Origin of the sequence: Streptomyces sp. cg40, from assembly GCF_050320165.1 — a bacterium.
Classification (GTDB): domain Bacteria; phylum Actinomycetota; class Actinomycetes; order Streptomycetales; family Streptomycetaceae; genus Streptomyces; species Streptomyces hokutonensis.
In genome coordinates, this window is record NZ_CP190128.1 from 7,203,642 (window position 1) to 7,217,051 (window position 13,410).

At 70.4% G+C, this 13,410-nt stretch carries 15 protein-coding genes; 10 read left to right on the top strand and 5 right to left on the bottom strand.

The genetic code is table 11. From position 1 onward, the window contains the following. Positions 1–132: 132 nt before the first annotated feature. The 6 genes from ACQHII_RS32430 to ACQHII_RS32455 all read left to right on the top strand — a co-directional run bounded on the left by ACQHII_RS32430 (position 133) and on the right by ACQHII_RS32455 (position 4,725). A complete protein-coding gene (locus ACQHII_RS32430; RefSeq protein ID WP_427922593.1) occupies positions 133–1,329 on the top strand; it encodes a sensor histidine kinase in 1,197 nt (398 codons plus the stop codon). Further along, positions 1,326–2,000, top strand: coding sequence for a response regulator (locus tag ACQHII_RS32435; protein WP_427922594.1), 675 nt, complete (start codon positions 1,326–1,328; stop codon positions 1,998–2,000). The genes ACQHII_RS32430 and ACQHII_RS32435 overlap by 4 nt, the downstream gene beginning before the upstream one ends. 227 nt (positions 2,001–2,227) lie before the next feature. After that, entirely contained in the window at positions 2,228–2,443 is a 216-nt protein-coding gene (locus ACQHII_RS32440) for a hypothetical protein (protein WP_427922595.1), read from the top strand. Positions 2,444–2,500: 57 nt separating this feature from the next. Then, entirely contained in the window at positions 2,501–3,250 is a 750-nt protein-coding gene (gene recO / locus ACQHII_RS32445) for a DNA repair protein RecO (protein WP_427922596.1), read from the top strand. 30 nt (positions 3,251–3,280) lie between these two features. Next, positions 3,281–4,132, top strand: a complete 852-nt coding sequence (locus ACQHII_RS32450; RefSeq protein ID WP_427922597.1) for an isoprenyl transferase — start codon at positions 3,281–3,283, stop codon at positions 4,130–4,132. A 53-nt stretch (positions 4,133–4,185) separates the two neighbouring features. Continuing rightward, positions 4,186–4,725 (top strand): hypothetical protein, encoded by a 540-nt coding sequence (locus tag ACQHII_RS32455; protein WP_427922598.1) that lies wholly within the window; start codon positions 4,186–4,188, stop codon positions 4,723–4,725. Positions 4,726–4,729: 4 nt separating this feature from the next. On the opposite strand, the gene ACQHII_RS32460 is transcribed toward ACQHII_RS32455, so the two are convergent. From ACQHII_RS32460 to ACQHII_RS32475, 4 genes are read right to left on the bottom strand one after another with little or no spacing between them, the layout of a single operon-like run. Then, the gene (locus tag ACQHII_RS32460; protein WP_427922599.1) at positions 4,730–5,143 is read right to left on the bottom strand and encodes a Fur family transcriptional regulator; all 414 of its coding nucleotides are present in this window, start codon (positions 5,141–5,143) and stop codon (positions 4,730–4,732) included. A gap of 59 nt (positions 5,144–5,202) precedes the next feature. After that, positions 5,203–6,105 carry a metal ABC transporter permease gene (locus ACQHII_RS32465; RefSeq protein WP_427922600.1) on the bottom strand — a complete coding sequence of 301 codons (903 nt, stop codon included), beginning with the start codon at positions 6,103–6,105 and terminating at the stop codon, positions 5,203–5,205. Continuing rightward, positions 6,105–6,857: a metal ABC transporter ATP-binding protein gene (locus ACQHII_RS32470; RefSeq protein ID WP_427922601.1), complete on the bottom strand. Its 753-nt coding sequence runs from the start codon at positions 6,855–6,857 to the stop codon at positions 6,105–6,107. The genes ACQHII_RS32465 and ACQHII_RS32470 overlap by 1 nt, the downstream gene beginning before the upstream one ends. 17 nt (positions 6,858–6,874) lie before the next feature. Continuing rightward, on the bottom strand, positions 6,875–7,831 hold the full coding sequence (locus ACQHII_RS32475; protein ID WP_427922602.1) for a metal ABC transporter substrate-binding protein: 957 nt from the start codon (positions 7,829–7,831) through the stop codon (positions 6,875–6,877). Between the two features lie 131 nt (positions 7,832–7,962). Between ACQHII_RS32475 and ACQHII_RS32480 the strand changes: the two genes are divergently transcribed. Then, complete coding sequence (locus tag ACQHII_RS32480; protein WP_427922603.1) at positions 7,963–9,345, top strand: glycine--tRNA ligase; 1,383 nt, start codon at positions 7,963–7,965, stop codon at positions 9,343–9,345. Between the two features lie 66 nt (positions 9,346–9,411). Here ACQHII_RS32480 and ACQHII_RS32485 read toward each other — a convergent pair whose 3' ends face one another. Continuing rightward, positions 9,412–10,458 (bottom strand): chitinase, encoded by a 1,047-nt coding sequence (locus ACQHII_RS32485; protein ID WP_427922604.1) that lies wholly within the window; start codon positions 10,456–10,458, stop codon positions 9,412–9,414. Positions 10,459–10,632: 174 nt separating this feature from the next. Here ACQHII_RS32485 and ACQHII_RS32490 point away from each other — a divergent pair, with 174 nt between their 5' ends. Genes ACQHII_RS32490 through ACQHII_RS32500 form a run of 3 tightly spaced genes read left to right on the top strand, consistent with a single transcriptional unit; the run spans position 10,633 to position 13,404 of the window. Then, complete coding sequence (locus ACQHII_RS32490; protein ID WP_427922605.1) at positions 10,633–11,643, top strand: aldo/keto reductase; 1,011 nt, start codon at positions 10,633–10,635, stop codon at positions 11,641–11,643. Positions 11,644–11,668: 25 nt separating this feature from the next. After that, entirely contained in the window at positions 11,669–12,259 is a 591-nt protein-coding gene (locus ACQHII_RS32495; protein ID WP_427922606.1) for a TetR family transcriptional regulator, read from the top strand. 11 nt (positions 12,260–12,270) lie between these two features. Then, positions 12,271–13,404, top strand: a complete 1,134-nt coding sequence (locus ACQHII_RS32500) for an NAD(P)/FAD-dependent oxidoreductase (protein WP_427922607.1) — start codon at positions 12,271–12,273, stop codon at positions 13,402–13,404. Positions 13,405–13,410: the final 6 nt, after the last annotated feature.

Below are 13,410 nucleotides of genomic sequence, written 5' to 3' on the forward strand. Positions count from 1 at the left end.
GGACCACGCTGTCGCGGGCGGCCACGCGCCCGCATCGGCCCCGGGCCGACATCCCCACCCCGCCGATGTCGACCGTGGTCGTACGTCTCCCGGCTGATGACCGCGGCCGCCCCCCGCTCCTACGATCACGGTATGCCCGCCTCCCCGCCGCTGCCCCTGCTCAAGCGAGTACCGCCGGGCGTCTGGACGGGCGTGCCCTGGACCTACGGCACGCTGTTCTCCATCCGGGCCTTCTTCCACCTGCCCTTCATGCCGACCGATCCGTTCCCGCCCACGCCCTACGGCTGGGCGCTCATCGTGTCGGGCAGTGTTCTGGCCCTGTCCGGCTGTCTGCTGCTGCGCCCGCTTCCGCTGCCCGGGTTCGGGCTGCTGCTGGCCGGGACGTACGCCGTGACGCTGGGGCTGAACGGGCTGACCCTGGGCCTGTTCCACTACACGGCGCTCGCCATCGCGGTGGGCCGGCTCGCCGCGACCGCCGACCGCCGGCGCAGCCTCCTCGCCCTCGTCCTCGCGATCGCCGTGCTCCCCGCCTACCAGTTCACCCGCGTCGGCCTCGGCCGCCCCCTCGTCGCGCTCTACGACACCGGCCGCGGCGACTGGCGGAGCTGGTCGTCGCTCACCCTCATGGCCGTCGTCGCCTGGCTGATCGGCAACTCCGTGCGGCAGAACCGCGCGTACACCGAGCGGCTCACCACCCAGGCCGCGACCCAGGCCGTCACCGCCGAACGCCTGCGGATCGCCCGGGAGATGCACGACACCGTGGCCCACAGCATCGGCATCATCGCCCTCCAGGCGGGCGCGGCGGCCCGGGTCACTACCACCCAGCCGGAGGCTGCCCGGGAGGCGATGCGGGCCGTGGAGCGCGAGGGCCGGGAGACCCTGGCCGGGCTGCGCCGCATGCTGGTCGCGCTGCGGGCGGCCGACAGCGAGCCGCCCGTCGTGGCCGCGGGCCTCGGCGACATCGACCGGCTCGCCGCGACGACCACGGCGGCCGGGGTACGGGTCGAGGTGCGCCGCCGCGGTGAACCGCGTCAACTCCCGCCGGACATAGACCTGTCGGCGTTCCGCATCGTCCAGGAGTCCGTCACCAACGTCGTACGGCACGCGGGCACCCGCGCCTGCCGGGTCACCCTCGACTACCGCGAGGACGAACTCGCCCTGGAGGTCACGGACGACGGACACGGCCACGGGACCGGCACCGGCTTCGGGCTGGCCGGCATGCGGGAGCGAGTGGCCCTGCTGCACGGGGAGTTCACGGCCGCACCGCGTCCCGAGGGCGGCTTCCGGGTAGCGGTCCGCCTGCCGGTACCGGCGACGGTGGCCCGGTGAACGGCCCCGTCCGTGTGCTTCTCGCCGACGACCAGCAGCTCATCCGTACGGCGCTGCGGATGGTGATGGCAGACATCGACGACATGGAGGTCGTCGGCGAGGCCGGCACCGGGGCCGAGGCGGTACGGCTGACGGCCGAACTCGCCCCGGACGTCGTGGTGATGGACATCCGTATGCCCGGGATGGACGGCATCGAGGCCACCCGCGGGATCACCACCGATCCGTCAAAGAGCTCGGCGTCGGCCCGGGTCCTCGTCCTCACCACCTTCGACGACGACGATCACGTCTACGGCGCGCTGCGCGCGGGCGCGTCCGGGTTCCTGGTCAAGGACATGGCCCTGGACGACATCATCGGCGCGGTACGGGTGGTGGCCGCCGGGGACGCCCTGATCGCCCCGAGCGTGACCCGGCGCCTCATCGGGCACTTCGCCGCTGCCCGCCCCGAACAGGCCCGCGCGCGCCGTGAGTTGAAGGGGATCACGGACCGGGAACGCGAGGTGCTGACCCTGGTCGGCTCCGGCCTGTCCAACACGGAGATCGCGGCCGAGCTGTGCATCAGCGTCGCCACGGCGAAGACCTATCTGACCCGCCTCTTCACCAAGCTGGACGCGCGGGACCGGGTCCAGCTGGTGATCCTCGCCTATGAGGCGGGACTTGTGTCCGTCGGCTAGCCGACGCCCTTCCGCTCGAACAGTTGGCCATGGCCAACGCCCTTTGTACGCACCGGACTTGTGGCCGTCGTGCGGTCGACAGACTCCTGCCGAGTGTAGGCGCAGCGGGGCACCCAGGAGAGGAGAAGCGTGAAACCCGGAAGGGGAGGGGAGCCAGGTGTGGGCACACTGCTCGGAGGCGAGGGACACACCTTGATGGCATTGCGGGTTCGGGTGCGAGGAGAACGATGAAACCGCCGGTCGGATCGGTCGCCGTGGACACCCGGACCGGGAGAGTGGGCATCGTCATGGGGCACGAGGGACCCTACGTCCAGCTGCGCCCGTACGGCGGGGGGCGGGAGTGGGACGTCGAACCGGCCGCCGTGCGCGACGCGACCCCCGCCGAGCGGCTGAGCGCGGCGACCGCGTACGCGAACGCCCGCAGCCGGGGTGAGGTCCCTTGAGGCGCCGGTGCCCGGGAACGTCGTAGAGCCACCGGGCCGTAGGGGACAATGGGCTCCATGAGTCTGTTCCGCGACGACGGCATCGTGCTGCGCACCCAGAAACTCGGTGAGGCGGACCGGATCATCACGCTGCTCACGCGGGGGCACGGGCGGGTGCGCGCGGTGGCGCGCGGGGTGCGGCGGACCAAGTCGAAGTTCGGGGCCAGGCTGGAGCCCTTCTCGCACGTGGACGTGCAGTTCTTCGCGCGGGGGAGCGAACTGGTCGGCCGTGGGCTGCCGTTGTGCACCCAGAGTGAGACGATCGCTCCGTACGGTGGCGGGATTGTCGCCGACTACGCTCGGTACACCGCCGGTACGGCCATGCTGGAGACCGCCGAGCGGTTCGCCGACCACGAGGGCGAGCCCGCCGTACAGCAGTATCTGCTGCTGGTGGGCGGGCTGCGGACGCTGGCCGGCGGGGAGCACGCGCCGCATCTGATTCTCGACGCGTTCCTGCTGCGGTCGCTCGCCGTCAACGGGTACGCCCCGAGCTTCGGGGACTGTGCGAAGTGCGGGATGGCCGGACCCAACCGGTTCTTCTCCGTGGCGTCCGGCGGGGTCGTCTGCGCCGACTGCCGGGTGGCCGGGAGCGTCGTACCCTCGCCGCAGGCTCTCGAACTGCTCGGTGCGCTGCTCACGGGAGACTGGGAGACGGCGGACGCGTGCGAGGCGCGCCATGTGCGGGAGGGGAGTGGGCTGGTGTCCGCCTATCTGCACTGGCATCTGGAACGCGGACTGCGCTCGCTGCGGTACGTGGAGAAGTCGTAGCAGGTCACGGAAAGAGGAGACGAGAAGCACATGGCCGTACGCGGGATCCTGGGGCGCCAGCGGCGCGAGTACAAGGCGCCGGAGCCGCACCCGTCCGGAGCCCGTGCGCCGAAGCTGCCCGGTGAGCTGATCCCGAAGCACGTGGCGATCGTCATGGACGGCAACGGGCGGTGGGCGAAGGAGCGCGGGCTGCCGCGCACGGAGGGCCACAAGGTCGGCGCCGAGCGGGTGCTGGACGTGTTGCAGGGGGGTGTGGAGATGGGCGTCGGGGCTATCTCGCTGTACGCGTTCTCCACCGAGAACTGGAAGCGCTCGCCGGACGAGGTGCGCTTCCTGATGAACTTCAACCGCGACTTCATCCGCAAGACCCGTGACACCCTCGACGAACTCGGCATCCGGGTGCGGTGGGTGGGCCGGATGCCCAAGCTGTGGCGGTCGGTCGCCAAGGAGCTCCAGATCGCCCAGGAGCAGACCAAGAACAACGACGCGCTCACGCTGTACTTCTGCATGAACTACGGCGGCCAGGCCGAAATCGGCGACGCGGCACGGGCGTTGGCGGAGGACGTGAAGGCCGGGAAGCTCGACCCGTCCAAGGTCAACGAGAAGACCCTCGCGAAGTACCTGTACTACCCGGACATGCCGGACGTGGACCTGTTCCTGCGCCCCAGCGGCGAGCAGCGCACCTCCAACTTCCTTCTCTGGCAGAGCGCTTACGCCGAGCTGGTCTTCCAGGACGTGCTGTGGCCGGACTTCGACCGCCGCGACCTGTGGCGCGCTTGCGTCGAATTCGCCCAGCGGGACCGGCGGTTCGGCGGCGCGGTACCGAACGAGAAGCTGCTCGCGATGGAGGCGGAGATGCGGGGGCGACCCGAGGAGGGCTGAGCAGGGGCGGCTACGATCACGGCTCGTCACCGTAGGACCGGGGAGGGGCCGTGATGGAACAGACCGTCGAGCAGCGCGCGAGCGATGTGGTGCTGGAGTACGAGATCCGGCAGGAGCACATGACGGAGGCCGTCCGGCTGATGATGCGCAAGCGGGGCCGGGCGGGGTTCCTCCACCACCCCGTCTTCCTGGCGGCCGTCATGGTGGTGGGCGTGCTTGTGCTGACCGCGGGTCTGGCGGGCGGCGACGGTACCGGCTTCGCCTTCGGCGTGATGCTCATGGTCTGGCCGCTGCTGATGCTCCGCGTGCCCGTCATGACCGCCCGCCAGATGCTGCGGGCCAATCAGCACCACGGTGTGCTCCAGGTGACCGTCGCCGAGCAGCAAGGGGTGCGGACGGTGAGCGCGCACATCGACTCCCGCATGGCCTGGGCCAACTACGGCAGCTACGCCGAGACGGAACACTGCTTCGTGCTGCGCAGCCCCGACCGCATCGGAGCCTGCGCGATGGTGCTTGTCAAGCAGGGCGCGGCCACCCCGCAGGACGTGGACCGGCTGCGCGCCTTGCTGGACAGCAGGCTGCCGCGCGTCTAGCGCCCTAACCGGCCGCCGCGCAGTCCGCGCACGTGCCGAAGATCTCCACCGTGTGGGCCACGTTCACATAGCCGTGTTCCGCCGCGATGGCCTCCGCCCATTTCTCGACGGCCGGGCCCTCGACCTCGACCGCCTTGCCGCAGACGCGGCAGACGAGGTGGTGGTGGTGATCGCCGCTGGAGCAGCGGCGGTAGACGGACTCGCCGTCGTCGGTGCGCAGGACGTCCACCTCGCCGGCGTCGGCGAGGGACTGGAGGGTGCGGTAGACCGTCGTCAGGCCGACCGAGTCGCCTTTGTGCTTGAGCATGTCGTGCAGTTCCTGGGCGCTGCGGAACTCGTCGACCTCGTTGAGCGCCGCCGACACGGCGGCACGCTGGCGGGTGGATCGTCCCTTAACGGGCGGGCCGGCCGTCGTCACCGTTGCCTCCTCACGTCTGCACTTTGCCGGGCCATTGTGCCAGCCCGGACTGTGCTTGGTCAGACGCCGACCTCGTCGGCGGCCCCCCGGGTGGCCGGAATCACGCACTCCACCGGGTCCCCGGCGGGCCGCGCGGCGGCCGCCGCCCGGGCCCGGCGGCGGGCGAGCGGAGCCGCGAGAGCCGTGAGTGCGATGAACGCGCCGATGGTCAGGAGCACGATCGTCGCGCCGGGCGGGACGTTCTGGTAGTACGAGGTGACCGTGCCGCCGATGGTCACGCTCACGCCGATCGCCACCGCGATCACGAAGGTCGCGGCGAAGCTCCGGCTCAGCTGCTGGGCGGCGGCCACCGGGACCACCATCAGCGCCGACACCAGCAGCAGCCCGACGACCCGCATCGCGACGGTCACCGTGACGGCCGCCGTCACCGCCGTCAGCAGGTTCAGCGCGCGCACCGGCAGCCCGGTGACCCGCGCGAACTCCTCGTCCTGGCTCACCGCGAACAGCTGCCTGCGCAGCCCCAGCGTGACCACCACCACGAAGGCGGCGAGCAGACAGATCGCGGTCACGTCGGACTGCGAGACCGTCGAGAGGGACCCGAAGAGGTACGACGTGAGGTTCGCGTTGGAGCCCGTGGGCGCGAGGTTGATGAACATCACGCCGCCGGCCATACCGCCGTAGAAGAGCATCGCGAGGGCGATGTCGCCGCGGGTCCTGCCGTACCAGCGGATCAGTTCCATGAGGATCGCGCCGAGGACGGAGACCCCGGTGGCCATCCACACCGGGGAGGTGTTCAGGAGGAAGCCGAGGCCCACGCCCGTCATGGCGACGTGGCCGATGCCGTCGCCCATGAGGGCCTGGCGGCGCATGACGAGGTAGATGCCGACGGCGGGGGCGGTGATGCCGACCAGGACGGCGGCGAGCAGGGCCCGCTGCATGAAGGCGTAGTTCAGGAAGTCCATCAGCTCAGCAGTCCTGTGTGGAGCGGCTCGTGCGGGTGTACGTGGTCGTGGCCGGGCAGCGCGTGCTGGCCGAGGGCCTGCGGGGGCGGGCCGTCGTGCTGGACGCAGCCGTCGCGCAGGACGACCGCGCGGTCGATCAGGGGCTCCAGCGGGCCGAGTTCGTGCAGCACGAGCAACACCGTTGTGCCCTCGGCGACTTGGCGGGACAGGGTGTCCGCGAGGACCTGCTGGCTGGCCAGGTCGACGCCCGCCATCGGCTCGTCCATGATCAGCAGTTCGGGCTCGGCGGCGAGCGCGCGGGCGATCAGCACCCGCTGGTGCTGGCCGCCGGACAGCGCGTTCACCGAGTCCTTGGCGCGGTCCGCCATGCCGACCAGCTCCAGGGCGTGCCGCACGGCCGCGTGGTCCGCCTTGCGCAGCAGGCCGAAGCGGGTGCGGGAGAGGCGGCCGGAGGTGACGATCTCGGTGACCGTGGCGGGCACTCCGCCCGCGGCCGTGGTGCGCTGCGGTACGTAGCCCACGCGCCGCCAGTCCCGGAAGCGGGCCCGGTTCGTGCCGAAGAGCTCGATCTCGCCCTCGCTGAGCGGGACTTGGCCGATGACCGTGCGGATCGCGGTCGACTTGCCCGAGCCGTTGGCGCCGAGCAGCGCGACGACCTCACCGCGGTGCACGGTGAGGTCGATGCCGCGCAGGACGGGGCGCGAGCCCAGCTCGGCGCGGACTCCGCGCAGCGATATGACGGGCTCGCCCATGACGTCCTCCGTAACGGTCACTTGGTTCCCAGCGCGGTCTGGAGCGCCTTGAGGTTGGCCCGCTGGACCGAGAAGTAGTCCGTGCCGCGGGACTTCTTGGTGATGCCCTCGATGGGGTCGAGGACGTCGGTCTTCAGGCTCGCGTCGGCGGCGATGGTCTTCGCGGTCTTGTCGCTGACGAGCGTCTCGTAGAACACGGTGGTGACGCCGTCGGCCTTCGCCATCTTCTCAAGGTCCTTCACGCGCTCGGCACTGGGCTCCGACTCGGGGTCGAGGCCGTTGATGGCCTCCTCGGTGAGGCCGTAGCGCTCGGCGAGGTAGCCGAAGGCGGCGTGGGTGGTGATGAACACCTTGGTCCTGGTGTCCGCGAGGCCGGTCCTGAACTCGGTGTTGAGCGCGTCCAGCTTCCTGACCAGGGCCGCGGTGCGCGTCCGGTAGTCGGCCGCGTTCTTCGGGTCGGCCTTCTCGAAGGTCTTGCCGACGCCCTCGGCGACCTGGGCGTAGCGCACCGGGTCGAGCCAGATGTGCGGGTCGAGGCCGGCCAGTTCCTCGTTCTCGGAGCTGTCGTGGGACGCCGCGTGGCCGCCGACCTCGTTGCCGTGCTTCTCCAGCGTGGTCAGGGAGGCGGCGTCGATCTTCGTCTTGATCTCGGACTGCTCGACCGCCTTGTCGACGGCGGGCTGGAGGTTCTTGAGGTAGAGCACCGCGTCGGACTCCTGGAGCGCGACGATCTGCTGCGCGCTGATCTCCAGGTCGTGCGGCTCCTGGCCGGGCTTGGTGAGGCTGGTGACGTGGACGTGGCTCCCGCCGATCTGCTCGGCGAGGTACTGGAGCGGATAGAACGACGCGACGACGTCGAACTTGTCGGTCTGGGCCGCCGCCGCGCTGTCGGAGCAGGCCGAGAGGGTCCCGAGGCCGAGGGCGGTGGCCGCGGCTATCGCGATCCCGGATATGTGGCGTCGTCGTACGTTCATGACAGTCATTTTCAACTGAGATGGAAACCGTTGTCAACAAGGTTCGAGTACGGAACCGATTTGATATGGGGGCAGGAGACGCCGGTAACCTAAGTCATTCGCCGCCGTCCATTCGTCATGAAGAGAGCATCGTGGCCGCCGACAAGATCGACACCATCGTCAGCCTGAGCAAGCGCCGTGGCTTCGTATTCCCCAGCAGTGAGATCTACGGCGGCCAGCGCGCCGCTTGGGACTACGGGCCGCTGGGTGTCGAGCTCAAGGAGAACCTGAAGCGCCAGTGGTGGCGCTACATGGTGACGTCGCGCGAGGACGTGGTCGGTATCGACTCGTCCGTGATCCTGGCCCCCGAGGTGTGGGTCGCCTCCGGCCATGTCGCCACCTTCTCGGACCCGCTGACCGAGTGCACCTCCTGCCACAAGCGGTTCCGCGCGGACCACCTGGAGGAGGCGTACGAGGCCAAGCACGGCCGCGCCCCCCAGAACGGCCTGGCCGACATCAACTGCCCCAACTGCGGCAACAAGGGCCAGTTCACCGAGCCCAAGGAGTTCTCGGGCCTGCTCTCCACCCACCTGGGCCCGACGCAGGACACCGGCTCCGTCGCCTATCTGCGCCCCGAGACCGCCCAGGGCATCTTCACCAACTTCGGCCAGGTGCAGACCACTTCGCGCAAGAAGCCGCCGTTCGGCATCGCGCAGATGGGCAAGTCCTTCCGCAACGAGATCACGCCCGGCAACTTCATCTTCCGCACCCGCGAGTTCGAGCAGATGGAGATGGAGTTCTTCGTCAAGCCGGGCGAGGACGAGAAGTGGCAGGAGTACTGGATGCAGGAGCGCTGGAACTGGTACACCGGCCTGGGCCTGCGCGAGGAGAACATGCGGTGGTACGACCACCCCAAGGAGAAGCTCTCCCACTACTCCAAGCGCACCGCCGACATCGAGTACCGCTTCCAGTTCGGCGGCAACGAGTGGGGTGAGCTGGAGGGCGTCGCCAACCGCACCGACTACGACCTCACCGCGCACTCCAAGGCCTCCGGCCAGGACCTCCACTTCTTCGACCAGGAGGCCCAGGAGCGCTGGACGCCGTACGTCATCGAGCCGGCCGCCGGTGTCGGCCGCGCGATGCTGGCGTTCCTGCTCGACGCCTACGTCGAGGACGAAGCGCCCAACGCCAAGGGCAAGTTGGAGAAGCGCACGGTGCTGCGCCTCGACCACCGGCTGGCCCCGGTGAAGGTCGCGGTGCTCCCGCTGTCGCGCAACGCCGAGCTGTCCCCGAAGGCCAAGGGCCTCGCGGCGGCCCTCCGGCAGAACTGGAACATCGAGTTCGACGACGCCGGCGCCATCGGCCGCCGCTACCGCCGCCAGGACGAGATCGGCACGCCGTACTGCGTGACGGTCGACTTCGACACCCTTGAGGACAACGCGGTGACGGTCCGCGAGCGCGACTCGATGAAGCAGGAGCGGGTGTCGCTGGACCAGATCGAGGGCTACCTCGCGGGTCGCCTGATCGGCGCCTAGCCCCGACTGCGGTCAGACGAAAGGCCGGACGGGCCGAGTGGCTCGTCCGGCCTTTCGCATGGGGTCTCAACGCCCTTGCAGCGCCTTGACGTTGTCGCCGAACGTCCAGTTCTTCGAGCCGTCCCAGTTGATCGACCAGGTCATCAGGCCCTTGAGGGACGTGCCGTAGTGCCGCCAGGCCTGGGAGACCAGGGACGGGGTCATGTAGCCGCCGCCCGCGCCGGATTGGGCGGGCAGGCCCGGGACCTGCTTGTCGTAGGGGACCTTGACGGTCGTGCCCTGGACGACCAGGCCCTTGTTGAGGCAGTCGGTCTGGGCGGTGAAGCCCGCGACCGTGCCGGCCGAGTACGAGTCGCCGGAGCAGCCGTACATGCTGCCGTTGTAGTACTGCATGTTGAGCCACCACAGGCGGCCGTTGTCCGCGTACTTCTTGACGATCGGCAGGTACGCGCCCCAGATCGAGCCGTAGGTGATGCTGCCGCCGGTGACGTAGGCGGTCTCCGGGGCCATTGTCAGGCCGAAGTTGGCCGGCATCCGGGCCAGGATGCCGTCGATGATGCGGATCAAGTTGGCCTGGGACGTGGAGAGTTGGCCGATGTTTCCGCTGCCCACCAGGCCGGTCTCGATGTCGATGTCGATGCCGTCGAAGTTGTACTTCTGCAGGATCGGCACGATCGTCGAGACGAACTTGTCGGCCACGGTGGACGAGCTGAGGTCGATGCCCGCCGCCGCGCCGCCGATCGACATCAGGATCGTCTGGCCCGACGCCTTCGCTGCGCACATCTCGGCGGGCGTGGCCACCTTCACCCCGGCGTCCATGCCGTCCTCCCACAGCGCGGTGCCGTCGGAGCGGATGACCGGGAAGGCCGCGTTGATCACGTTGTAACCGTGCGCGGCGATCGCGGAGTTGGTGATCGGAGTCCAGCCGAAGGGCGGGTGGACGCCGTTGGACGAGCCGTCCCAGTTCTCCCAGTAGCCCTGGAGGACCTTGCCGGCCGGGCGGGACTTGACGGCGCAGGTGTCGGCGGCGGAGGCGGTGGGGGCGGTGGCGATCCCGAGGGGGACGACCAGGGCGGCCGCGGTCAGGGCGGCGGTGAGCAGGCGGCGGAGCATACGGGGCCTCCCGGTGGGGGTGCGGTGAGGTGTCGTAGGCATGACAGTGCTGGCTTGAGCGTGCTCGTGGTCCAGACCTTTCGTCAAGAGGTCTGGACCAGCCGGGCGGGATGGGTGACGAAGTTGGAATGACAGATATTGAAATCTGTCATTCGTTGAGGCAGAGTGGAGGGCATGACGATGCGAACCCGAAACCTCGGAACCACCGGCCCCCAGGTCTCCGCCCTCGGCCTCGGCTGCATGGGCATGTCCGGCATGTACGGCGACGCGGACCTCGCCGAGTCCATCGCCACCGTCCACGCCGCCCTCGAAGCCGGCGTGACCCTGCTCGACACCGGCGACTTCTACGGCATGGGCCACAACGAGCTGCTGATCAGCGAGGCCCTGCGCACCGCCCCGGCCGCCCTGCGGGAGAACGCGCTGATCAGCGTGAAGTTCGGCGCCCACCGCGGCCCGGACGGCCAGTGGCTCGGCTACGACACGCGTCCGAGCGCCGTGAAGACCTGGGCCGCGTACTCCCTCCAGCGCCTCGGCGTCGACCACATCGACGTCTACCGCCCCGCCCGGCTCGACCCGAACGTGCCGATCGAGGAGACCGTCGGCGCGATCGCGGAACTCGTCGAGAAGGGGTACGTCCGCCACATCGGCCTGAGCGAGGTCGGCGCGGAGACCATCCGCCGGGCCGCCGCCACCGCCCCCATCGCCGACCTCCAGATCGAGTACGCGCTCATCTCCCGCGGCCCCGAGCGGGAGATCCTGCCCACCCTGCGGGAGCTGGGCATCGCCGTCACCGCGTACGGCGTGCTCTCGCGCGGGCTGATCTCCGGCCATGTCACACCCAGCCAGGGCTTCGCCCCGAACGACTTCCGCGCCCACTCGCCCCGCTTCCAGGGCGACAACCTCCAGCACAACCTCACCCTGGTCGAGTCCCTGCGCAAGGTCGCCGAGCAGAAGGGCGTCTCCGTCGCGCAGATCGCCATTGCCTGGGTGCTGTCCAGGGGCGAGGACATCGTGCCGCTGGTCGGCGCCAAGACCCGAGAGCGGCTCGGCGAGGCGCTGGGCGCGCTGGACGTGACCCTGGACGCGGCCGACCTCGCCGCCATCGAGGCGGCCGTACCGGCCGACGCGGCGGCCGGCGAGCGGTACGCCCCCGCCCAGATGGCCATGCTCGACAGCGAGCGCTGATCGCGGTGCCGGGTACCGTCTAGGCATGCCTCCGACCAGCGAAGCCCTGACCGCCGAGCGCATCCTCGAAGCGACCGAGGAGGTGCTGCGCCGCCACGGCCCCGCGAAGGCGACCGTGGTGGACGTGGCCCGCGCGCTCGGCGTCAGCCACGGCACCGTCTACCGGCACTTCCGCACGAAGGCGGCACTGCGGGAGGCGGTGACCCAGCGCTGGCTGGACCGGACGGCCGAGGCGCTGTCCGGGATCGTCGACGAGACGGACCGGGACCCGGAGACCCGGCTGCGGGACTGGCTCGCGGGGCTGTTCGCGGCCAAGCGGCGCAAGGCGGGCGCCGATCCGGAGCTGTTCGCCACGTACAGCGTGCTGGCGACCGAGCACGGCGGGGTCGTCAGCGACCATCTCGACGAGCTGACCGGGCAGTTGACCCGGATCGTCCAGGCGGGCGTGGACACCGGCGCGTTCACCACCGCCGATCCGCGCACCGCGGCCACCGCCGTCTTCCAGGCCACCGGCCGCTTCCACGACCCGGGTTACGCCAAGGAGTGGGAACAGCCGGGCGCGCAGGCGGAGTTCGAGGCGGTCGTGGACCTGTTGGTGCGGGGGCTGCGGGGCTGAGAATCGGCTTCATGGAAACCGGGTCCATGGAGCGGTCTCGACGCGTTGCCGTCATCGGAGTGGGCGTCCTCGGAGCCTGCGTGGGCTGGAACCTGTCCCGGCTGGGTGCCGAGGTGGTTCTCATCGACGCGGGCCGGCCGGGCGAAGGCGTCACCGACTGGTCCTTCTCGTGGGTCAACGCCAGCAACAAGACCGTGCGCAGGTCCTACTTCGACCTGAACGTCGCGGGCATGGCGGCACACCGCGAGCTGGCGGCGGCCGTCGGGCCGGACGCGTGGTGGTATCCGAGCGGCCATCTGCGCTGGGCGGACGACCCGGCGGCGGAGGCACGGTTCCTGAAGACGGCGGAACTGCTGGCCAGTTGGGGCTACCGGATCGAACTGTCCACCGGGGCGGAGGTGCGCCGCCGCCTCGAACCGGCTCTCGCGCTGCCCGACGAGGTGCCCGTCGTGCTCTACCCCGACGAGGCCTGGGTGCACGGCCGCCGTCTCGTCGGCCGCCTGGTCGGCCAAGTGGTCGAGGCCGGAACCGAGTTGAGGTCCGACACCGAGGTCCGTGACATCGGCACGGCTGCCGACGGGAGCGTCCGGAGCGTGACGCTGTCCGACGGGACCGCCCTCGCCGTCGATGCCGTGGTGAACGCGGCGGGCCCCGGCGCCTCCCGCATCGCCGGGCTTCTCGGACGGGACCTGCCGATGCGCCGCGAACCCGGTGTCGTCACGCGGATCGACTGCGCCCCCGTCCCGATCCACCGGGCCGTGCACGCGCCCCACATCGAGATCCGCCCCGACGGAGACGGATCGATGGTCCTCCACAGCCGCGAGGTCGACGCGCTCATCGACACCGGCGAGGAGGATCCCGCGGAACTCGCCCGGCTGCTCCACGCCTCGGTACGGCAGGTCGTTCCCGGGCTCGCCGACTCCCGCGTCACCCGGACCAGGGTGGCCTTCCGGCCCATCCCGGCCGACGGATTCCCCTCCGTGGGAGCGGTGCCCTCCGTCCCGGGCTACTACGAGGCCGTCTCCCACAGCGGCATCACGCTCGGGCCCGTCCTCGGCCGGCTGCTCGCCGCGGAGATCCTGGACGGGGAGAGGGACGAACTGCTCGCGGACTTCCGGCCGGAGAGGTTCTCCGGCCGGGCCTAGGGCGTT